The sequence below is a fragment of the Glycomyces sp. YM15 genome (assembly GCF_016918015.1).
GTDB lineage: Bacteria > Actinomycetota > Actinomycetes > Mycobacteriales > Micromonosporaceae > Glycomyces.
The window spans coordinates 1-20,554 of the sequence record NZ_JAERMK010000045.1 but is presented as its reverse complement, the minus strand read 5'-3'; the positions used below and the strand labels follow the sequence as shown (position 1 = coordinate 20,554).

General features: G+C 69.2%; 18 protein-coding genes. 12 read left to right on the top strand and 6 right to left on the bottom strand.

What is annotated here, in order from left to right:
* The first annotated feature begins 107 nt into the window (after positions 1-107).
* From JHY01_RS25740 to JHY01_RS25730, 3 genes are all read left to right on the top strand, one after another.
* Positions 108-1,019 carry a carbohydrate ABC transporter permease gene (locus JHY01_RS25740; RefSeq protein ID WP_205328592.1) on the top strand — a complete coding sequence of 304 codons (912 nt, stop codon included), beginning with the start codon at positions 108-110 and terminating at the stop codon, positions 1,017-1,019.
* Positions 1,006-1,911 (top strand): carbohydrate ABC transporter permease, encoded by a 906-nt coding sequence (locus JHY01_RS27950; protein WP_205328591.1) that lies wholly within the window; start codon positions 1,006-1,008, stop codon positions 1,909-1,911. Before JHY01_RS25740 ends, JHY01_RS27950 begins: the two co-directional genes overlap by 14 nt.
* Before the next feature lie 104 nt (positions 1,912-2,015).
* Entirely contained in the window at positions 2,016-4,019 is a 2,004-nt protein-coding gene (locus tag JHY01_RS25730) for a DUF4978 domain-containing protein (protein ID WP_205328590.1), read from the top strand.
* Between the two features lie 243 nt (positions 4,020-4,262).
* Here JHY01_RS25730 and JHY01_RS25725 read toward each other — a convergent pair whose 3' ends face one another.
* A complete protein-coding gene (locus tag JHY01_RS25725; RefSeq protein WP_205328589.1) occupies positions 4,263-6,704 on the bottom strand; it encodes a tetratricopeptide repeat protein in 2,442 nt (813 codons plus the stop codon).
* Positions 6,705-6,979: 275 nt separating this feature from the next.
* On the opposite strand from JHY01_RS25725, the gene JHY01_RS25720 reads away from it, so the two are divergent.
* The 4 genes from JHY01_RS25720 (at position 6,980) to JHY01_RS25705 (ending at position 8,748) form a co-directional block, all read left to right on the top strand.
* Positions 6,980-7,339: a hypothetical protein gene (locus JHY01_RS25720; protein WP_205328588.1), complete on the top strand. Its 360-nt coding sequence runs from the start codon at positions 6,980-6,982 to the stop codon at positions 7,337-7,339.
* Positions 7,340-7,352: 13 nt separating this feature from the next.
* Entirely contained in the window at positions 7,353-7,694 is a 342-nt protein-coding gene (locus JHY01_RS25715; RefSeq protein ID WP_205328587.1) for a hypothetical protein, read from the top strand.
* Between the two features lie 235 nt (positions 7,695-7,929).
* Positions 7,930-8,154 carry a hypothetical protein gene (locus JHY01_RS25710; protein ID WP_205328586.1) on the top strand — a complete coding sequence of 75 codons (225 nt, stop codon included), beginning with the start codon at positions 7,930-7,932 and terminating at the stop codon, positions 8,152-8,154.
* A 150-nt stretch (positions 8,155-8,304) separates the two neighbouring features.
* Positions 8,305-8,748 carry a universal stress protein gene (locus tag JHY01_RS25705; protein ID WP_205328585.1) on the top strand — a complete coding sequence of 148 codons (444 nt, stop codon included), beginning with the start codon at positions 8,305-8,307 and terminating at the stop codon, positions 8,746-8,748.
* 106 nt (positions 8,749-8,854) lie between these two features.
* Here JHY01_RS25705 and JHY01_RS25700 read toward each other — a convergent pair whose 3' ends face one another.
* Together JHY01_RS25700 and JHY01_RS25695 are read right to left on the bottom strand one after the other, a co-directional pair.
* The gene (locus JHY01_RS25700) at positions 8,855-9,163 is read right to left on the bottom strand and encodes an SHOCT domain-containing protein (RefSeq protein ID WP_205328584.1); all 309 of its coding nucleotides are present in this window, start codon (positions 9,161-9,163) and stop codon (positions 8,855-8,857) included.
* Positions 9,164-9,385: 222 nt separating this feature from the next.
* On the bottom strand, positions 9,386-11,941 hold the full coding sequence (locus JHY01_RS25695; protein ID WP_240193262.1) for a cation-transporting P-type ATPase: 2,556 nt from the start codon (positions 11,939-11,941) through the stop codon (positions 9,386-9,388).
* A gap of 310 nt (positions 11,942-12,251) precedes the next feature.
* Between JHY01_RS25695 and JHY01_RS25690 the strand changes: the two genes are divergently transcribed.
* The 4 genes from JHY01_RS25690 to galT all read left to right on the top strand — a co-directional run bounded on the left by JHY01_RS25690 (position 12,252) and on the right by galT (position 15,831).
* Positions 12,252-12,695, top strand: coding sequence for a universal stress protein (locus JHY01_RS25690; RefSeq protein WP_205328582.1), 444 nt, complete (start codon positions 12,252-12,254; stop codon positions 12,693-12,695).
* Positions 12,696-12,750: 55 nt separating this feature from the next.
* Positions 12,751-13,194: a universal stress protein gene (locus tag JHY01_RS25685; protein ID WP_205328581.1), complete on the top strand. Its 444-nt coding sequence runs from the start codon at positions 12,751-12,753 to the stop codon at positions 13,192-13,194.
* Positions 13,195-13,336: 142 nt separating this feature from the next.
* Positions 13,337-14,779, top strand: coding sequence for a glycosyltransferase (locus tag JHY01_RS25680; protein ID WP_205328580.1), 1,443 nt, complete (start codon positions 13,337-13,339; stop codon positions 14,777-14,779).
* The gene (galT, locus tag JHY01_RS25675; RefSeq protein WP_205328579.1) at positions 14,776-15,831 is read left to right on the top strand and encodes a galactose-1-phosphate uridylyltransferase; all 1,056 of its coding nucleotides are present in this window, start codon (positions 14,776-14,778) and stop codon (positions 15,829-15,831) included. Before JHY01_RS25680 ends, galT begins: the two co-directional genes overlap by 4 nt.
* Positions 15,832-15,867: 36 nt before the next feature.
* Here the strand turns inward: galT and JHY01_RS25670 are convergent, their stop codons facing one another.
* Both JHY01_RS25670 and JHY01_RS25665 read right to left on the bottom strand, forming a co-directional pair.
* Positions 15,868-16,377 (bottom strand): DUF6448 family protein, encoded by a 510-nt coding sequence (locus JHY01_RS25670; protein WP_275889915.1) that lies wholly within the window; start codon positions 16,375-16,377, stop codon positions 15,868-15,870.
* Between the two features lie 210 nt (positions 16,378-16,587).
* Positions 16,588-17,010 carry a universal stress protein gene (locus JHY01_RS25665; RefSeq protein ID WP_307814589.1) on the bottom strand — a complete coding sequence of 141 codons (423 nt, stop codon included), beginning with the start codon at positions 17,008-17,010 and terminating at the stop codon, positions 16,588-16,590.
* 220 nt (positions 17,011-17,230) lie between these two features.
* Between JHY01_RS25665 and JHY01_RS25660 the strand changes: the two genes are divergently transcribed.
* On the top strand, positions 17,231-19,531 hold the full coding sequence (locus tag JHY01_RS25660; RefSeq protein WP_205328576.1) for a heavy metal translocating P-type ATPase: 2,301 nt from the start codon (positions 17,231-17,233) through the stop codon (positions 19,529-19,531).
* Positions 19,532-19,539: 8 nt separating this feature from the next.
* Here the strand turns inward: JHY01_RS25660 and JHY01_RS25655 are convergent, their stop codons facing one another.
* Positions 19,540-19,956, bottom strand: a complete 417-nt coding sequence (locus JHY01_RS25655) for a pyridoxamine 5'-phosphate oxidase family protein (RefSeq protein WP_205328575.1) — start codon at positions 19,954-19,956, stop codon at positions 19,540-19,542.
* Positions 19,957-20,554: the final 598 nt, after the last annotated feature.

Below are 20,554 nucleotides of genomic sequence, written 5' to 3'. Positions count from 1 at the left end.
GGGGGGGGGGGGGGGGGGCCCCCGCCCCCCCCCCGCCGCACCACCCCCATCGGAGTCGAACCGGTGCGCCGCACGCGGCGCACCGCATTCCCTGGAACGGAGTCACGATGACGAAGACCGGCAGGCGCATGAGCGCGGCGGCCCGACAGGAGGAGCGCGCGGCATGGATGCTCATGGCCCCCTGGTTCCTCGGCGTGGTCGCGGTGACCCTGGGGCCGCTGCTGGCCTCGCTGTACCTGTCCTTCACCGACTACAACCTGTTGAGCGCACCCGAGTGGGTGGGACTCGAGAACTACGCCGAGATGCTCCGGGACACGCGGCTGCACAAGGCACTCGCGGTCACCGCCACCTACACGTTCGCGAGCGTCCCGCTCATGCTGGTGGTCGCGCTGGCGCTGGCGATGCTGCTCAATCGGGGCATCAAGGGCCTGGCGTTCTACAGGTCGGTGTTCTACCTGCCCTCGCTCCTCGGCGGCTCGGTGGCCGTCGGCGTGCTGTGGCGGCAGGTGTTCGGGATCGAAGGGCTGGTCAACCAGTTCCTCGGGCTGTTCGGGATCGAGGGACCGGGCTGGATCGCCAACCCCGACACGGCGCTCGTCTCGCTGATCCTGCTGCACGTGTGGACGTTCGGAGCCTCGATGGTGATCTTCCTGGCGGGCCTGCGGCAGATCCCCGAACACCTCTACGAGGCCGCGGCGCTCGACGGCGCGTCCAAACGGGACCAGTTCCGCCACGTGACCATCCCGATGCTCACGCCGATCATCTTCTTCAACCTGGTGCTGGGCGTCATCAACTCGTTCCAGACCTTCACGCAGGCGTTCGTGGTCTCGGGCGGCAGCGGAGGCCCGTCCGACTCGACGCTCCTGTACTCGCTCTACCTGTACAGCGAGGCGTTCGGCCGGCTCCACATGGGCTACGCCTCGGCGATGGCATGGCTGCTCGTGGTCATCGTCGGCGCCTTGACGGCGATCAACTTCTACTTCAGCAAGCGGTGGGTGTTCTACAGTGACGGCAACTGAAATCAGGCCCGACACCGTCGTCGGGAAGACGCAGTCGCCGCGGACGCGGCGCGGCGGGACCGGGCCCGGACGGATCAGGCGACTGATCAAGCACGTGGTGCTGATCGTGGTCGGCACGGTGATGATCTACCCGCTGCTGTGGATGGTCGCCAGCGCGTTCAAACCCGATGCGCTGATCTTCCGCGACCCGTCGCTGCTGCCGGCCGAGATCGATCTGAGCCACTTCCCGAACGGGTGGAACGCGCTGACGCACCCGTTCAGCGTGTACCTCATGAACTCGGCGATCGTGGTGCTCGGCGCCTTGATCGGCAACCTGGTGAGCTGCTCGATGGCCGCCTACGCCTTCGCCCGTCTGCGGTGGCGAGGCCGGAAGGTCAGCTTCGGGATCATGCTGCTGACCCTCATGGTGCCGATCTATGTGATCCTCGTGCCGCAGTACGTGGCGTTCTCCCAGATCGGCTGGGTCAACACGTTCCTGCCCTTGATCGTGCCGAAGTTCCTGGCCACCGACGCGTTCTTCGTGTTCTTGATGGTGCAGTTCTTCCGCGGCCTGCCCAAGGAGCTGGACGAGGCCGCGAAGATCGACGGGGCCGGCTACTGGCGCATCTTCTTCCGGATCCTGCTGCCGATCTCGGTACCGGCTCTGGCCACGACCGCGATCTTCACGTTCGTGTGGACCTGGAACGACTTCTTCGCCCAGCTCATCTACCTGACCAAGCCGGAGATGCAGACCGCGCCGGTCGCCTTGCGCAACTTCGTGGACGCGACCGCCGGCGCGTCGTGGGGGTCGCTGTTCGCCATGTCGATCGTGACCCTGATCCCGGTGTTCATCGTGTTCCTCGTCGGCCAGCGGTACCTCGTCAAGGGCATCGCCACCACCGGCCTGAAATAGCTCGCACGCGCCCGCTCCGGATCTCCGGAGCGGGCGCCTTCACCCACTAGATATCTACAAATGCAGATACAACGATTATAAAGCGACGAAAGGAGTGCGAGACGATGTCCGCACGCAAACGACGGCCGAGCGGCGGTGTCACGCGACGCGCGGTGCTCACCCTCCCGGCCGTGTCCCTGGTCGGGACCGTCCTGGTCCAGCAGCCCGCGATCGCCCAGACCACGCCGATCTCGGTGGTCGACACATCGAAGTCCACTTACGACAGAGAAGTGCTCCTGGTGGACGGCAAGCCGTTCTACCACAGCGGCGTCCAGTTCCGCTACGAGCACCAGAGGTACCAGAAGGGTTGGACGGACGCCCAACTCAAGCCGATCCTGCAGATGATCGCCGAGGACGGCTTCAGCGTCGTCAACATCCCGCTCTGGTGGTCCCAGGCCGAACCGTCGAAGGACACCTTCGACTGGACCGACCTGGAGAAGTACATCGACTGGTGCGGCGAGTACGGCCTCAAGCTCGAACTGCTGTGGTTCAGCCACGAGTCGACCGGCCACTCGATGCCGATCCGCGTCCCCGACTACGTGTGGAACGACTACCAGCTCGTAGTCGACTCCAGCGGCACCCCGCTCCAGAGCGGCGACCACTTCCTGTTCGACAAGACCGACCCGAACCTCCTCGCCCGCGAGCAGCTCGTGCTCGGTGCGGTGATGGAGCACCTCGCCGCCTACGACACCGGCCACACCACCGTCGGCATCCAAGTCACCAATGAGCCCAACGTCGCCCAGCTCCAGTGGGGCGTCTCCTCGGACCGCAGCTACAGCAGCTACAGCAACGCGCTGTGGGACCAGGGCGGGTACACCGACGCAGGACAGTTCCGACGCGACGTGCTCCTGAACTACCTGACCGAACTCGGCCGGGTGGTCAAGGACTCCGGTTACCCCATCTACACCCGCACCAACACCGTCGGGGACGCTCGGCCCGTCGCCGAGAACGAGGCGCTGCGCTCGCAGGGCGCCAACACCATCGACTTCTTCGGCTACGACCCGTACACGACCAACATCGACACCTTCTACAAATACGGGATCGAGTCGATGTGGGCCCAGGGGGACAACTTCCCCATGGTCATGGAGACCTTCGCCGGGACCGCCAACGCGCACGTCACGAAGTTCAACTCGATCGCCGGGGGCGCGGTGCACAACCTGTACGCGGCCACCGACGGATACGCGGCGTCGGGCAGTTCCAACCACGGCCTCTACAACTTCGACCCGACCACCCATGCGGTCACCCGCAAGCAGGTCTCGTTCGAGATCCGCGATCTCAACCACACGATCAACAAGATCCGGACGGACCTGGCGACCAAGGCGCCGGTGGAGGCGGGAGGCTCGCAGGTCCAGGCCTACAACCGCGCCGCCGCCGCCTCGTTCGACGTCACCAAACAGCTGGCGAGTCTGAACCTGAACTACGCGACCACCACCGGCGGCCAGGGCATCGCGGTCGAGCGCAGTGCCACCGAGTTCGCCCTGATCAGCATCGACAACGGCGGGACCTACTCGTTCCCCGACACCTACGGGACCGTGGGCTCGGTCGAGGTCGGCTCCTACGACGCGAACGACACGTGGGTCGGTCAAGGCAACCGGTCCTACTCCGTGAGCGGCGGGACGATCGATGTCACCGTGAACGAGGGCGAGGCGGTGCGCGTGATGTTCGCGAACGTCTCCGGTCCGGTGAGCGGTGCGGTCTACAAGTTGAAGAACGCGGTGACGGGAGGCTATCTGGACTCGGGCAGCGCCGGGAGCCTCACTACGGAGGCCGGGACGATCTACGACGATCAGGACTGGATCCTCACCCAGGGCGCCGATGGTGCCTGGACGATCGAGAACGTCCGGGCCGGTCGGTCGTATCTGGACACCGAGCCGAACAACGTCGTCATCTGGAACGACGGCTACATCGGTCCCGACACGAAGTGGAGCGTCGAGCCGGCATCCGGTGGCTTCCGCTTCAACAACCAGGCCGCCGACCGGTCGTATCTGTACGCGACCTCGACCGGGCAGGTGCAGTGGAACACCGGCGCCACCGACAACAGCACCGTCTGGATCCTCGAACGACGGTAGCCGCCCGGCTCCTGCCGAACGGCGACTTCGCCGGCCGGTGCGGCCGCGGCGATAGCGACCGCCGCGCCGCACCGGCCCGCACTACCCGGTCACTGGAAGGTCCAGCGCTGGTTCGCGCCGCCGTTGCAGTCACAGATGTCCGCCTGGGTTCCCGCCTGCACCGAACGACTCGGGGACGTCGAGGCAGCGGCCCGAACTCGCCGCTCGCCGCCGCCGACCGCCCGGCGGGGCCCCGGCGCTCGCTCACCCCGGTGCGACGAGGTCCAGCCGTTCGGCGACCGCCGCTTCCGGCACACCGCAATCGGCGTATCCCCGGGCGGCGAGGGCGAGGTGGCGCCGAAGCGCGGACTGGTCGCCCCGCCGCCGATGGGCTTCGGCGATGCCGTGGTGCGCCCGCGCGAGTTCGTAGGCGTCCTCATGGAACTCGGCGAGCGTCACCGCCCGCTCGTGCTCGCCGATCGCGGCTTCGGGGCGGCCCGCGGTGGCGAGTGCGCGCCCGAGTCCGTTCCGGGCGGCCCGCTCCAGCGAAGGGTCGGCCAGCTTCAACGCGTGCCTGACGGCCCGGTCCAGGTGGGCGGTGGCCTCGGCGACGCGGCCCAGCCGCAGCAGGTCCTCGGCCAGTTCGATGAGTGTTGCGGCGATGTCGGCCTTGACGCGCTCACCCCGGTAGGCCTCAAGGCACGCGGCGTGCACGGCCGCGGCCTCCGCCGGAGCACCGCGCTCACGGACGAGCACGCCGCGGAAGACCTCGATGCGGATGCGGTAGTGGTCGTCCCCGGCGTCCAGCCGCCGCTCCGCCTCCTCGAGCCGCCGCTCGGCTTCCTCGAAGCGCCCGAGTCGCAGCAGCGGGACGACCATGTTCGTCCCGATGAGCGCTGCCGCCGCCGTGTCCGCGGCCGCTTCCGCCTGAGCCAGCGCGGTCTCGTGCGCCGCCAGCGATTCGGCGAACCGCCCGCAGCGCCGGTGCAGGATGCCGATATTGGCCAAGGTCAGAGCCGCGTCGCCGAACTCGCCCAAGTCGCGCTTGAGCGCGACGGACCGCTCAAGGCAGACGATCGCCTCCCGGTGCCTGCCGGTCGCCAGCAGCCGCCGCCCCGCGTCTCCCAGCGTGAACGCCTCCTTCCGGCCGTCCCCGGTGCGGCGGGCGATGTCCAGTGCGATCCCGTTGACCGTGGCGTGCGGGCGGATGTCGGGGTCGTGCACGAAGAACGCGTTGAAGGCCGCGGCAAGGTCCCAGGCCTGCTCGTCTCGCCCCGCGTGTGCCGCCGCGGCCACGGCGGCTTCCAGATTGCCGCGTTCGGACTGGAACCACGACAGCGCAGCGGCCTGGTCCGCGAAGCCGGGGAGGCCGGCGTCGTGTGCGGCCGCGCCTTCGGTGAACCGCCGCTTGTTCGGGTGCACCCGCGCCGCTGCCTGGTAGGCGAAGTGCCGGTAGACGCCGAGCAGGCGGAGGAGAGCGCCGTCCAGTTCGTCCTCGGGCTCTTCCAACTTCGCGAGCCGGATCGCGAAGAGCCGCACCAGGTCGTGCAAGCGATATCGCCCGGGCGACCGTGTCTCCACCAGATGAACATCCACAAGTGACTCCAGCATCGCCGCCGCTTGTTGCTCGGCGACTCCGGACAGCGCGCCCGCCGCATGGGCGTCCAGGTCGTCGCCGGGGAGGAGTCCGAGCCGCCGCAGCAGGCGCTGATGGTCGGGGTCGAGTTCGAGGTAGGAGGCGCGCAGCGCCGCGCCGACACCGTAGTGGCCCATGTCGAGTTCGCTGAGCAGCCGGTCCTCGTGATCGAGGCGCGCCAGCAGGTCCTCGGCCTGCCAGAGGGGTCGACTGCGCAGGCGCGCCGCGGCCAGACCCATGGCCAGCGGCAGGCGCCCGCAGCGCTCCGCGATCGCGGCGGCCTCGTCATCGGTGATCCGGTCGACGCCGGCGCCGAGCATCGCCACGGCCTCGCGCATGGGCGGCGGTTCGAGCGGCACCGAGTACGCACCGGTCAGGGTGGACAGGTCGCGGCGGCTCGTCGCCAGGACGAGGCTGCCCGGCGTCCCCGGCAGCAGCGCCTCCACCTGCCCCGCGTTCGCAGCGTTGTCGAGGACCAGGAGCACGCGACGGTCGGCGACGGCACTGCGGTAGCGGGCGGTGAGTTCGTCGATCTCTTCGGGGAGGTCCCGCTCGTCCGCGCCGAGGCGGTGCAGCAGGCGTGTCAGCATCGACGCCGGGCCTGGACGAGGTCCCGCGCCGGAGGTGAAGCCGTGGAGGTCGATGAACAGCTGCCCGTCGGGGTAGCTGGGAGCGAGTGTGTGGGCGGCCTGCACTACGAGCGAGGTCTTCCCTACACCGGGCATGCCGTGCACCGCGACGACCGCGGCGCCCTCGCCTGCCGCGTTCAGGATCGCGTCCAGGTGCGCTTCCCTGCCGGCGAAACGGGCGAGCGCGCGCGGGAGCTCGCGAGGCACCACCGCGGTCCGGCCCGGGGACGCGGTCAGCAGCGCCAGGTCGCGCCCGTCCAGCGCCAGTGCCTCGATGAGCAGCCGCAACGTCCGCGGCTGAGGACGGACCCGTCCGGACTCGATGTCGCGGATCGTACGGATCCCCACGCCCGATTTGAAGGCGAGTTCTTCCTGCGTCATCATCGCCCGCAACCGGAGCGGCCGGAGGCCGCCGGGGGTGCCGGATACTCGATCAGGCATCGCGTCGTCCTATCAGGTGCTGGTGCAAGTCGTTTCCCCCGCGGGCCGATGCTATGTACGGGTTCGGAGCGGTGTCAAGGAGAGTGCCCGCATCTGAGCCGAACTGCGCAGCCGATGATCCGATCGGATCAACCTCGGGGAGGTGGGAACCGCCACCACCGAGGGCGCGTCCCAGACGCATGTGGAAATTCCTCTTGCTTACCGCGACCGTCATACTACTGAGCGGCTGCAACCGGCAGCCGGACGGAGGATCCGGCGCCGATACGCCTCCGACCGTGCCCGAGATGAGGTTCACCGCCACCGAGTACGACGACGACCTCGACGTGATCATGGAAGCCACCGTGGAGATCGCCTCGGACGGCTCGTGGCAGCGCACCGGCACCGAGACCGCTTCGGGGGTGCTGACCGAGGAGCAGGTCGAGCGCATCGACGAATTGGTGGACGCCCCCGATTTTCCCGTGGACCCCGACAACGACATGGCCGCAGCGACCGTGGTGCCGAAATACCTCTGGTCTTTGACCACAGGGGACGATCACGTGTCCAACGGCAACGGTGGGTTCGTCGGCAGCGACTCGGCCAGTGCGATCGCGGGCATCATCATCGAGGCCGCCGACGTCGGCCCCACGGAGGCGTAGTCAGGCGCTCATCGTGAACCTCGACGGCACCGGCGCGCCCATCGCGCCGCAGATCTCCTCGCGCCAGTGCCGTCGAGCCCCGGCGGTGTCGCCTTCGAGCCGGGCGGCCGCCCCCAGGATCCAGAGCGACCACGCCTGTCCCGATCGGTGGCCGGAGGCGGGCGGCCGCCTGATCGATATCGGCGGGCACCTCGTCACTGTCGCAGCCGAGCGACCGCAGCAGCGCCGTCAGCGCCTCGATCGGTTGGAGCGCTGGGAGTCCGGAGAATCCTCGCAGGTTGAGGAACAGCTGCCCGTCGCAAGGGGTCGGATCCTCTGGCGCCAGCTGGATCGCCCGCGGGTGCCGCGCCCATGAGCGCCGGCGACCATGCCACGGACGCCCGCCTCGGCCATGCCTCCGCACGTGGGTGTCAGTGCTCCTCGTAGGGGAGGACGACGACGTTGCCGACCGGATCGGGAGCCTCGGACGGGACGTGGATCATCACTGCTCGGAGGTCGCCCACCCACAGGTGAGGATCGGGAAGACGGGACCTTGTGCCCTGGTCCGCCGCTTCGAGTCGCGGAAGGCTGAGGAGAGGAGGCGAAACGTCATGAAGATCGAACACCCGGCCGCCTACGTGGTCACCGTGTCGCTCGGCGCCCTGGCCCTCCTCTACGCGGGGATCTCCCCCACCCTGATTCTGATCGGCATGTTCCTGGCGGCGTGCCCGCTGCTGGCGTCCTTCATCATGGGCGTCGCGCGCGGCGTCGGCCGCGGACCCCTTTGCCGCACCGATCCTCCGCGTGAAGCGCTGCATCGCGAACCAACCCGGTAGAGCCGGGCTCCGCCGGCCCTATCGTGCATCGAAACCGGGCGTTGGCGCCGCAGGGCTGCAATTGCCGTCCTGGTGAATACGCAAATCCACGACCACAGCTCTGCGTTGAGGAGAGACTGAGACCGAGTACGAATTGACAGGAGCGTAGCAATGCCGCACGAAAAAGGACACGACTCCCGCATCGTCGTGGGTGTCGACGGCTCGCCGTCCTCGATTCAAGCCCTCGAATGGGCGCTAGACCAAGCCGGACTGACCGGTGCGACCGTCCGAGCGGTCTACGTCTGGGAGCCGCCGAGCAACTGGGGCGCCAAGGTGCCCGTGTACCCGGGCACCGAGATGGTCGAAGAGGCCGAAACGAAGCTGGCCCGGTCCATCGAAGAGGCCACGACCGGGCGGACGAAGGTGGAGGTCGTGCAACAGGTCGTCAAGGGGCACCCGGCCAAACTCCTCATCGAGGCCGCCGAGGACGCGGACCTGCTGGTCATGGGCAACAGGGGCCATGGCGGGCTGACGGGCGCGCTGCTCGGTTCGGTCACCCAGCACTGCGTCCACCACGCCGCCTGCCCCGTCACGGTCGTCAAGGTCAAGGAGTAAGTGACAGCGAGGTCGGTCCGACGGTCCGGGACGGACGCATGTTCCGAATCGTGGATCGGCCGCGGCCTCGCCCGGGTTGATCGCTCCCGCAGGCGTCGCTTGGACTTCACGACGTGTCGGGGTCGCGGCCTTCCAATCGGGCACGCATGTCGCTGTAAGCGGCGGAGTCGATTTCGCCGGCAGCGTAGCGGCGGTCGAGCACCTCACGCGGTGTCTCCCTGTGCCCCGACGGCCGGACGCCTCCGGCCGAGCCGTGATGCGATTCGATCGCGCGGCTCACCCTGATCACCGCCCAGATCAGCAGCACCAGGACTGCCACCCAGAACAGCATCATGAACGCCATCCACCACCAGTCACCGCCCGACATGTGGTCCGATCGGCCGTCCCAATCGTTCCGCCACATCTGATACTTCATCCGACCCACCTCGCAGCCCCTGAATCCGTCCTTTGCCCTCATCCTCCCCGCGTTCGAGCGAACATGGTCGCGAATGAGGCGGTTGAACGGCCCGACGGGCACGCCGCGGGAGCTCGGCGCGCGCTGAGCGCGACGACGCCATCGGCGGTTCTCATCGCCGGGTTCGGCGCTAAGACGGCACTGCCCCGGCGACATTCGTGAGGCGCGCGTACGCAGGCGCGCTCATCGCGTGCGGTGCCGCGCGCGTCGGCGCTTGTCGATCCGGTCGGCGAGGAGCACGGCACCCGCGGCCGTGAACGCCACGATCCAACCGATCAAGGGCGGCGTGCTGTGCCCGAGTGCGTCGGCGACGGGCGGAATGTAGAGCGTGGCCAATCCGATCAGCAGGTCGAGGCCGACCGCTCCCAGCAGGAGCGGGTTGGTCGCCCATCCCAATGCCCCGGGTGTGGTCGTCGAGCTTCTGCAGGCGAGCGCATTGGCCCCTTGGGCGATGACGACCGTCATGAACGCGGCACCCGATGCGGCGGTGAGTACGTCGCCGCCGGGAAATGCCTGGCCGGGACGCCAACCGGCTGAGAGGAACGATGCCACGAAGGCGATCAGGGTGAAGACGGCGATGGTCGGGCCGAGGAGGCCGAAGGCGCGGCGGGCGACCGTCTGGTTGAGCAGCCGGCCGCGCACCGGCGGCCGATCGAGAGTCCGTCGTCCGGGCGGCTCGGCGCCGAGCGCGACGGCGGAGAACGTGTCGGTCGCGATGTCGATCGCGAGGATCTGGAGAACGCCGAGGGCCAAGGGGAAGCGCCCGCCCGACAACGCCCAGACGATGAAGGGCGCGACCTCGGCGACGTTGTCGGTCAGGTGGTAGGTGAGGAACCGCCGGATGTTCAGGAAGGTGGCCCGGCCCTGTTCGACTCCCGCGACGATGGTCGCGAAGTGGTCGTCGAGCAGGACGAGGTCGGCCGCCTCGCGGGCCACGTCCGTCCCCGATGCGCCCATGGCGATGCCGATGTCGGCCTCGCGCAGGGCTGGACCGTCGTTCACGCCGTCGCCGGTCATGGCCACCACGTGGTCCCGGAGGCGCAGTGCCCGGGCGATCCGCAGCTTGTCCTCGGGAGAGACCCGGGCGATGACGACCCCGTCGCGGTCGATGAGCGCGCCGAGTTCGTCGTCGCCTGGAGGCAGCTCCGCACCGGTGAGTACCAGGTCGTTCGGATTCCGCAGCCCGACCTCGAACGCGATCGCCGCTGCAGTGGCGGGATGGTCTCCGGTGATCATCGCGATCTTGATTCCGGCACGACGGCAGGCGAGGATCGATGCTCGGACGTCCGGCCGCGGCGGATCTTCGAGGGCCACCAGTCCGTACAGTTCGAGTTCGTTCTCGGCCTCGGCCGCCGTGGCCGGAAGTCGGCTGCCGGCGGGACGGCCCGCGACGGCCAGCACGCGAAGCCCCCGCTCGGTGAACTCGGTGACCGCGGCGGTCGCGCTCGGGTCGTCTCCGCACAATGGCAGTACCGAGTCGGACGCGCCCTTCACCAGGACCATGCCTTCGACGACCACTGACATGCGTCGGCGCCGGGGGTCGAACGGGAACCGCGCCATCGGTGGCCGAGCGACTTGATTGCCTTCCCAACCCGCCGCCACGCGGTGCGCGAAGGCGTCAAGGGCCGCCTCCATCGGATCGCCGTGCGGTCGCCATGCTTCGTCCGACTCGAAGACGTACCCGGTGCCGCAGAGGGCGCCGGCTCGCGCGAGGCGGGCCACCGAGTCCGCTGCATCGCCGCCCGAGTAGACGATCGGGGCTTTCGGCGAGTATCCCGGCGCATCGACCGTGGCCCGGCCGTTCGGCGTCCATGCCTCCACCACCGTCATCTGGTTCAAGGTCAACGTGCCGGTCTTGTCGGTGCAGATGAACGTCGTCGAACCCAGCGTCTCGACCGCTTCGAGATGGCGAACGAGCGCCCGCCGATGCGCCATCTGCTCCGCGCCCCAGGCGAGTGCCAGCGTGACCGTCGGCAGCAGTGCCTCCGGGATCAGGGCAACGGTGACACCGATGCCGAAGACGAGCCGGTCGACGGTCGGGATGCCGAGTGCGGCCTCGACGACATAGAACGCGATGCCGACGCCGATGGCGACGGCACTGATGGTGCGCACGACCCGACGAAGCTCACGGGCCAACGGGCCTGCGGTCCCGGCGATATTGACCGAGAGCCGGGCGATACCGGCGAGCCGGGTGTCGCCCCCGGTGGCGACGACGAGGGCTTCGCCTTCGCCTTCGACGACGAACGTTCCGGCGTAGAGCGCCCCACCCGCCTCGACTGTGGTCGCTTCGCTCTCACCGGTGAGCAACGACGTGTCGACTCGCAGGTCGGCTCGAGGCTGCGCGATGCTGTCCGCTGGAATCCAATCACCGGACTCGAGCAGCAGGACGTCGTTCTTGACGATCACGCCCGCATCGACGGTCGTCCTCCGCCCGTCCCGCCGGACGGTGACCTTGGCCGGCATGAACGCGCTGAGGCGTTCCGCAGCCCGGTCGGCTCGATGCTCCTGGACGAAGGCGAAGGTGCCGTTCAATGCGATCACCGCCGCGATGGCGGCGGCGAGTTGCGGTATCCCGGCCACCAGGGCGAGTCCGGCCGCCACCCACAGCATGATGGCGAAGAAATGCAGGAACTGGCGCGCGAACCGCCACACGGCAGGGCGACGGCGCGGGGCCGGAAGCGTATTCGGCCCGTCGCGGGCGAGCGCCGCTGCGGCCTCGGTCGACGACAACCCCACCATGGCGGTGCCGGTGGGCCCATGCGGTGGCGTCACGATGCTCCTCGGCCGTGGCTCGCGTGGCCGTGCGCGCACGGCCACTGGACGACAGGAACCGGGGCGGCCGGACTCACCTCGCGGAAGTGAGGCGCAGCCCGCTGACCTCCAGGGGCTTCGTTTTCGACCGTATCAGGGGGCGCGCGGCGAGACGGTCAGTCCGTTCAACCTCGAAGAACCACCCGAACACGCCTCTTGGCGGCGGCGCAGATCCGCGCGTTGAAGCACGTCGCCTGCTGATGTCGGGCACGCTTAAGGACGGAGTCGGGAGGAACTCATGGAGACATCCGAGACGGAACAGCACCGCATCGTGGTCGGCGTGGACGGCTCGCCTTCCTCGATGGTGGCCCTGCGGTGGGCGCTGAAGCAGGCGGAAGCGACCGGAGCGGAGGTGGAGGCGGTCCACGCCTGGGAGTATCCGATCAGTTTCGGGGCGCCGGTAGCGCTCCTGCCCGGCGAGGACCTCGAAGCTGAGGCGGGAACGGCTCTGGACGCCGCCATCGGAAAGGTCACCGCCGGCGATTCCGGAGTAACGGTCCACCGCAGGGTCGTGCTGGGCGATCCCGCAAGCGTGCTGCTCGCCAGGGCGAAGGACGCCGACTTGCTGGTGGTCGGGAACCGCGGCTACGGCGGGTTCGCAAGGACGTTGCTCGGTTCGGTGAGCCAGCACTGCATTCACCATGCGACCTGCCCGGTGGTCGTCATCCGAACCGAAGAGTGATCACCGGCCCGGATCGAGCGCCGGGCAATCTAGAGTCGGATTGAGGAGGAACGGCATGTCCGATCGGGAACAGCAACAGGGCGTGGTCGTCGTCGGTGTCGACGGCTCGCCGTCGTCGCGGCGGGCGCTGCGGTGGGCACTCCGACAGGCCGAGGCGACCGGCATGAGAGTCGTGGCGGTGAACGCCTGGCGGGCGCCGACCGGGTACGGGACCGGCGTCATGGTCATGCCCGGTGTCGAGTGGGCCGAGGAGGCCCGAGCCGCCCTCCATTCGACCGTCGAGGCCTCCTCCACGCGGTGGCCGGACGTGCCGATCGAGCAGCGGGTCATCGAGGGTCATCCGGCCGCGGTGCTGTTGAAACAGGCTGAGGGCGCCGATCTCCTCGTTGTGGGGAGCCGGGGCCACGGAGGGTTCGTCGGCGCGCTGCTCGGTTCGGTGAGCAGCCACTGCGTCCACCACGCCACCTGCCCGGTGGTCGTCGTCCCCGACCCGGTATGAGGCCTCCCCGGAACGTCGGCGCATCACCTGACGCATCGGAAGCGGCGGGAGACGTGGGCGTCGGTCCTCCGCCGGCCCGATCGCCCGCCTCTTGCGCGGGCGCGAAGATCTTGGGCCGCAACTGCCGACGGGGGCGATGACGATGCTTCAGAACGTTGAGGTGGGCCGCAGCAGTCTGGACTCGTACCGCGCCAGCGCGGGCGATGCGGCGGTGGAGGAGCTGCGCAGGCTGGCGGAGCCGCTGCACGGGCTGCGGGTGCTGCACTTGAACGCCACCGCCTACGGGGGTGGCGTGGCCGAGATCCTGCGGTCGCAGGTGCCGCTGCTGCGCGACCTGGGCATCGTCGCCAGGTGGAAGACCATCCCGGGTTCCAGCGAATTCTTCGCGGTGACGAAGGCGATCCACAACGCGCTCCAGGGCGGTGCGCGCGGGGTGTCGGCGGCCGAATGGGAGATCTACGAGCGGACTTCCGCGCGGGCGGCCAAGAATGTCGAGGAGTCCTACGACATCGTGGTCGTGCACGATCCGCAGCCGCTGATGCTGCGGCACCTGGTCGGGCGCCGCGACGCGGTCTGGATCTGGCGATGCCACATCGACAGCTCGGCGCCCGACCCCGCGGTGCTGGCCAAGCTGAAGCCTCTGCTGAGCGAATACGACGCCGCGGTGTACACGCTCGGTTCGTTCGCTCCCCCGGACGCGCCGCCCGTCCGCGTCGAGATCATCCCGCCCGCAATCGATCCGCTGAGCCCGAAGAACCTCGATCTCGATGAAGGCCTGACGACCGAGATCCTGGACTGGATCGGCGTGGACGTCGCTCGGCCGCTGCTGGTGCAGGTGTCCAGGTTCGACCATTGGAAGGACCCGCTCGGCGTCATCGCCGCCTATCGGATCGTCAAACGCCGGATGCCGGAGGTCCAGCTGGCGCTGGTCGGTTCGATGGCGCTCGACGACCCCGAAGGCTGGCAGGTGTACAACGAGATCAGTACGGGCGCGGCCGACGACCCCGACATCTACCTGTTCACCAACCTCACCGGGGTGGGCAACATCGAGGTCAACGCCTTTCAGCGCCTGGCCGACGTCGTGATCCAGAAGTCGCTGCGCGAAGGGTTCGGGCTGGTCATCTCCGAGGCGACCTGGAAGGGCACACCGGTTGTCGCCGGCCGGGCGGGCGGCATCCCGCTGCAGCTCACGGACGGCGTCGGCGGCTATCTGGTCGACGGCGTCGAGGAGTGCGCCGAGCGGATCCTGGACCTGCTGGCGGACCCCGAGGCCGGCCGCCGCCTCGCGCTCGCGGGCCGTGAACTGGTCCGTCGCCGATTCCTGTTGCCCCGTCTCATCGGCGATGAGCTCCGGCTCTATTCCGACCTGCTCGAGCAGCACCCGGCGCCTCCGCGAACGCCGACGGCGGCCGGGATCACCGGTGAGGACCGCGACCCGGTGTGCGGCATGTGGCTCCGCGCCGACACCGGGCACCAGCTCAGCCGGGGCGGGCGGCGATACCGCTTCTGCTCGGCCTCCTGCGCGCGGGAGTTCGCCGCGAACCCGGAGCTGTTCATGCGGACGGCGAAGCGAGCGGGCACGTGAGTCCTCCCCCGCACGGCGAGGCCGAAACGGAGGAGGCCGTGCCGGAACTGCGCCAGGACCCTTTCACCCGCGAATGGGTCATCATCGCCCCGGGGCGCACCCGCCGACCGCATCAGGTGCCCGAGCCGATCGCCGACCCGGCCCGGCTCGCCGCCCTGGACCCGGACTGCCCGTTCTGCCCCGGCGGCGAGGAGCGCACCCCACCGGAGCTGTGGCGGCTGCGCGGCGCCGATGGAGGATGGGCGATTCGGGTGGTGCCCAACCGTTATCCGGTCCTGGCCGCTCGATCCGGTCCGGTCCGCCACCGCGTGAACGGTCCGTTCGTCGCGGCCGACGGCTTCGGTGCGCACGAGATCGTCATCGAGACGCCGCGCCATGACCTCGACCTGCCCGACCTCGACGATGCCGCCGTGACCACCGTGTTCGAGGCGTACCGGGATCGGTCCCTCGCGCTTCGCGCCATCCGGCCGGGCCTGGTGCTGCCGTTTCGCAATCACGGGGAGACCTCGGGAACCTCGCTGCGCCACCCGCACTCGCAAATCGTCGCCGTCCCGATCGTGCCGCCGCGCTCCCGACGTCGATTCAACCTCGCCCGCGACTACTACGACGACCGCGGCAGTTCCCTCCATGCCGACGTCACCGCCGCCGAACTCGACGAGGGCACACGGATCATCGCCGTGTCCGATCACGTGGTCGCGTTCGCCCCGTTCGCCTCCACCGCCCCGTACGAGATGCGGGTGGTGCCTCGCGAAGGCCGGGCGTCGTTCGCGGACGTATCAGATGCGACGCTCGCCGAGACGGCCCGGATGCTCCGCCGCCTGCTGGCCGCGCTTCGGAGCCTGCTCGGCGACATTCCATACAACTATGTGATCGTCAGCGCCCCAAGGGAAGAGGACCACACTTACTCCTGGCACCTCGACGTGCTGCCCCGCCTTGTCGTGGCCGCCGGATTCGAAATGGGCACCGGGACAGCCGTCAACCCCGTGTCGCCCGAGCAGGCCGCTGCTCGGCTCAGACGGGTTATGGCTCGGCTGGCGGATTCGGGCCGCTGACGCCGCCGAGCCCCGCGTCCTTCACAGGCCGCCGCCTCAGTGGTGGGTGCTCAGCATCGCCTTGTGCAGTCGATGGGCGAACACCTCGAAGTCGAGCATCGCCTCGACATGCATTCTTGCCGCGGAGACCGACGAGTCCGCCTCGGCTTGCAGCTCCCCGACTCGGCGGAGCCGGTCGTCGAGCTGCGCGTGCAACTCCTCTGCGAGGAACGAATAGAGATCGTCGTTCGATCCCGACTCGACGGCGTTCTCCGCCAATGGGATCGCCGGACCGATGTCCAGACCCGCGGGTTTGAGGCCCGTGTACGGTGCGCCCTCACCTGCCCGGTGAAGACGTACCACCGTTTCGAGGAAGTAGAGATCGGCGACTTCGCGGGCCTCAGGACCCGCCCCGCGAGCGCGTTCGGTCTTGTGAAAAACCGCCCGAACTTCCGGTTCGGCGGATTCGGGGACGAACGGGAGGACCAAGTCGACATTCGATGCTTCGAGAGCACGCCGAGCGGCGGTCGCGACGGGGCCGTCCAGTGCATCGCAGTGCGGTGGCATATCGGTGATCGCCTCCTCATGACGACTACTCGCTCAGCATAGGTCCACGGCGGGCGGAAGCATCGCCGTAGCCGAGTTCTGATCGCCGCCTACCGCACCGGCGCGGTCAACCCCAAACCCCCTGAACACGCGGCCGCTCAGGTCAGGCGCGTCATGCCCGGACTGTCGGGCCGGGGGCGCTGACTTGGCGGCCCCACCGACGGACGTTCGTCACTCGTCATCATCGGGGTCTTCGGCCCTGATCACCACGACCGGGCAGCCGGCATGCTGGATGCAGCGCTGCGTCACCGACCCCACCAGAGCGCCGGTGAACCGGCCGTGGCCCCGGTTGCCCATGACCAGAATATCCGCATTTCGGGCCGCTTCGATGAGGACGTCTGCGGGGTGGCCTTCAACGATCCGGTGCGATATCTCCACGGAGGTTCGCCCGGTCGCCGCTTCGCCGATCGCCTCGGACAGCCCCACCGCCGCGCGCTCGGCCGGATCGTCGTCGGGATAGACCTGCGCGTTCCCGCGCTGACCGGCGTGCGCCTCCCAGGCACTGACCGCCTGGACCGCCGCACCGGTCAACTCGGCCTGGTCCAACGCCCATCGCAAGGCCTGGACCGACGAAGGAGAGCCGTCGACACCCACCACGATGCGCCCGTGGCGCACTCCTCGTGACACCGCCGCACTCCCTTCGACCAGATCTCGGTCCAGTCTTCCCTCAATGCCGCCGGGAGGGGTTGAAACGGCGTTTCGCGCGAGCGAGGGTCGTCGATCCTCGCGTCGCGGTCAACGAGTCGGGACGTTCGGCCCTGGGACCGGTGCCCACCAGTGGGAGCATGGAACCGAAGGGAAGGCGGCAAACGACATGAGTGCCTCGAATCTCCGGACGACCCTCGGTCTGCCGCGCGCCGACCGTGAGGTGCTGCTGTTCATCGCGGCGACTGCACTGCTGCTGGTAGGCGCCGCGTTCGCGATTGCGCACAACGAGGTGTTCGCGGGGGGCCTCTGGATCGCGGCGACCGCGCTCGGCCTTGTCTATTCCACGGTCACCATCGCGGTGGCGCTGCGGCACCGTCGGCCTTCGGTGGACGTGATCGCCTGGCTGGCCCTCGTCGGCGCGCTACTGGTCGGGGAGCCGCTCGCCGGGGCGATCATCGCGGTCATGCTGTTCACCGGCGGGGTCCTCGAAGCCCGCGCCTCGGCGCGAGCCGAACGGGAACTGGGTGCCCTCGCTGCGAGGGCACCTCGGATCGCCCGTCGCGAGGACCGCGACGGCGTGCACGAAATCCCGGTCGCCGCGGTCGCGGTCGGCGACCGCCTCCTTGTGGGCGCGGGCGAGATCGTTCCCGTCGACGGCCGGCTCCTCGAATCCGCATCGTTCGATGAGTCCGCGCTGTCCGGTGAGGCGATGCCCGTCGAGCGTCCCGCCGGCGACGACGTCCGCAGCGGCGTCGTCAACGCCGCGCGCCCGGTGCGGATGGTCGCGACCGAGACCGCCGAACGATCCGCTTACGCGGGCGTCGTGCGGCTGGTCGAACAGGCCCAGGCCTCGACCGCGCCGTTCGTGCGCCTAGCCGACCGCTTCGCCCTGGCGTTCGTGCCGCTGACGCTCGCGGTCTCCGGCCTCGCGTGGGCGCTTTCCGGCGACCCCGTACGCGCCGTCGCCGTGCTGGTCGTCGCGACGCCTTGCCCGCTACTGCTCGCCGCCCCCATCGCGATCATGTCCGGCCTCTCGCGCGCCTCCAGGTACGGTGTCATCATCAAAGGCGGCGCCGCCCTCGAACAGCTCGCCGCCGGGCGGGTGCTCCTGTTCGACAAGACCGGCACCCTCACCCGCGGGCGCCCCTCTATCAGCGAGATCATCACCGCGGACGACATCGACTCCGACGAGCTCCTCCGCCTGTCCGCCTCCCTCGATCAGACGTCGGCGCACGTCCTGGCGGGCGCCGTCGTCACCGCCGCCCGCGATCGCGACCTCGTCCTCTCTCCCGCGTCCGGAGTGGAAGAACAGTCCGGCTACGGTCTGCGGGGCACCGTGGACGGACGCGAGGTCCGGCTCGGCAAAGCGGCCTGGATCATCGAAGGCGCACCTCCTTCCTGGGCTCGCCGTGCCCGGCGCCGGGCCGCCATCGACGGCTCGCTGACGGTGTTCGCCGCAGTCGACGGGCGTGCGGCAGGCGTCCTCCTCCTCACCGACCCGCTCCGTGCCGACGCGCCGCGGATGATGCGCGCGCTGAAGAACGCGGGCATCCGCCGGTCCGTGCTCATCACCGGCGACCGCGCCGACATTGCGGAATCAGTCGGGAGGATCGTCGGGACCGACGCCGTCTACGCCGACCGCGACCCCGCTGAGAAGCTCGCGATCGTCCAAGCGGAACAGGCCGCCGCGCCGACGATCATGGTCGGCGACGGCATCAACGACGCCCCCGCTCTGGCCGCTGCGGGCGTCGGGGTGGCACTCGCGGCGCGTGGTGCGACGGCCTCGGCCGAAGCCGCGGACGTGGTGCTCACCTCTGACCGCGTCGACGGCCTCGCCGACGCCATCCTCATCGCCCACCGCAGCCGCCGCATCGCCCGCCGCGCTGCCGGGACGGGCATGGCGCTCTCCGCCGTCGCGATGGTGCTCGCCGCAGTCGGGCTCCTGTCTCCGACGATCGGCGCGATCCTCCAAGAGGGCATCGACGTCGCCGCCATCGCGATGGCGCTGACGGTCCTCCTACCGGGCCGGACGCACACCGTCGTCCTTTCTGACGCGGACGTGGCCGCCGCCCGGCGACTGTACGAGCAGCACACCGCCCTCAGTCCACTGATCGAGCAGGTGCGCGCAGTCGCCGACGACCTTTCAGGCTCCAGACCCGACCTCGCAAGGCTGCGCGAACTGCTCGACCGGCTCGAACACGACCTGCTGCCGCACGAGCGAGCCGAAGAAGAGCAGCTGCTGCCCATCATCACCCGCGCCCTCGGCCCCGACCCGACAGGCGCCCTCAGCCGCACCCACGCCGAGATCGAGCACCAGGTGCGCCGCCTTCGACGCGGTGTCGACGGGATCGGCGACGAACCCGAACCGGACGAACTCACCGACCTGCGCGCAGGCCTCTACGGCCTGCACGCGATCATGCGGCTCCACAACGCCCAGGAAGAGGAGAATGCCTTCAGCCTGCTCTGAAGCGGGGGTCAGGTTTCGATCGTGAGGCGCAGACCCGACACTTGTTGCGGTTCGATGGCGATGACCATGTCCAGGGGGTATTTCATCCAGGACTGGACCTGCAATCCGAGCTGGTCCGCGTGGATCTCCTTCGAGATGTCGCGGGCGGTACCCGTGGCGAGCACGCTCCATCCGAGCCGAGTGTCCTGATCGATCTCATCGGCCTGATAGGCGACCTGCAAGTCCGCCTGCGCCCGTATCGCTTGCGCGAGCGCCGAAGTGTGCCGCGTGTAGAGGATGATCCGGCCGTCGAGCACGACGTGGTTCAGCGGCCTGATGGTGGGAGCCCCGTTCGCGACGAATGCGACGCGGCCGAACCCGGCGCGGCCGAGCAGACCGAGCGCGAGACTCGGCTCGATTTCGACGGGGACTCGCTCGTTCTCCACTGCTTCCCCTTCGGGACGATTCGGTAATGCCGCACCCGTGCCGAGGCGGACTCCGGCATCGCGGCCGGTCCGACCGGCCCAGCTCGGCGAGGAGCCGCCTTTCACGGTCCGACGGTATCAAGGTTCCGTGCACCCGGAAGTCGAACGTCCGAGTGCGCGACACCTCTCAAGGACCCCTGACACGAACCTCGCTGCAGGTCGCCCAGTCGAGGAGACCACCCACGAACCGGCTCACCGACGCACTGGCTGCGTCGCCGGCCCTCGTCTGCGGGGCGATCGCTCGTCAGCGGACGCAGTGACACTGTCATCGTGCTTCCGAACACGATGTTCGGCAGGCACCTGAAGTCTTAGTCCCTGGTCGACACGTGTGGCTAAGGTACAGATGGACCCGAGATCACGGCCGTAGCACATCTGCAGCACGTTGGCGCCGACTGCCGGTGCGGCCGGGCCACTGCCCGGCCGCACAGGGCGCGCCCGGCTCGCGTCAGACGGCTTGGCGGGTGAAGCGCTGGTTGTCGTTGCCGGTGTAAGTGTGCTGGGTGATGCGGGCGCCGTCGGCGCTCGAGTACTCCCAGACGTCCATGGCGAGGCCGGACTG

Coding starts and splice junctions, on each gene's coding strand:
- JHY01_RS25740 (WP_205328592.1), top strand. CDS start 108: ATGACGAAGACCGGCAGGCGCATGAGCGCGGCGGCCCGACAGGAGGAG.
- JHY01_RS25730 (WP_205328590.1), top strand. CDS start 2,016: ATGTCCGCACGCAAACGACGGCCGAGCGGCGGTGTCACGCGACGCGCG.
- JHY01_RS25725 (WP_205328589.1), bottom strand. CDS start 6,704: ATGCCTGATCGAGTATCCGGCACCCCCGGCGGCCTCCGGCCGCTCCGG.
- JHY01_RS25710 (WP_205328586.1), top strand. CDS start 7,930: ATGAAGATCGAACACCCGGCCGCCTACGTGGTCACCGTGTCGCTCGGC.
- JHY01_RS25705 (WP_205328585.1), top strand. CDS start 8,305: ATGCCGCACGAAAAAGGACACGACTCCCGCATCGTCGTGGGTGTCGAC.
- JHY01_RS25700 (WP_205328584.1), bottom strand. CDS start 9,163: ATGAAGTATCAGATGTGGCGGAACGATTGGGACGGCCGATCGGACCAC.
- JHY01_RS25695 (WP_240193262.1), bottom strand. CDS start 11,941: ATGGTGGGGTTGTCGTCGACCGAGGCCGCAGCGGCGCTCGCCCGCGAC.
- JHY01_RS25690 (WP_205328582.1), top strand. CDS start 12,252: ATGGAGACATCCGAGACGGAACAGCACCGCATCGTGGTCGGCGTGGAC.
- JHY01_RS25685 (WP_205328581.1), top strand. CDS start 12,751: ATGTCCGATCGGGAACAGCAACAGGGCGTGGTCGTCGTCGGTGTCGAC.
- JHY01_RS25680 (WP_205328580.1), top strand. CDS start 13,337: ATGCTTCAGAACGTTGAGGTGGGCCGCAGCAGTCTGGACTCGTACCGC.
- JHY01_RS25670 (WP_275889915.1), bottom strand. CDS start 16,377: ATGCCACCGCACTGCGATGCACTGGACGGCCCCGTCGCGACCGCCGCT.
- JHY01_RS25660 (WP_205328576.1), top strand. CDS start 17,231: ATGAGTGCCTCGAATCTCCGGACGACCCTCGGTCTGCCGCGCGCCGAC.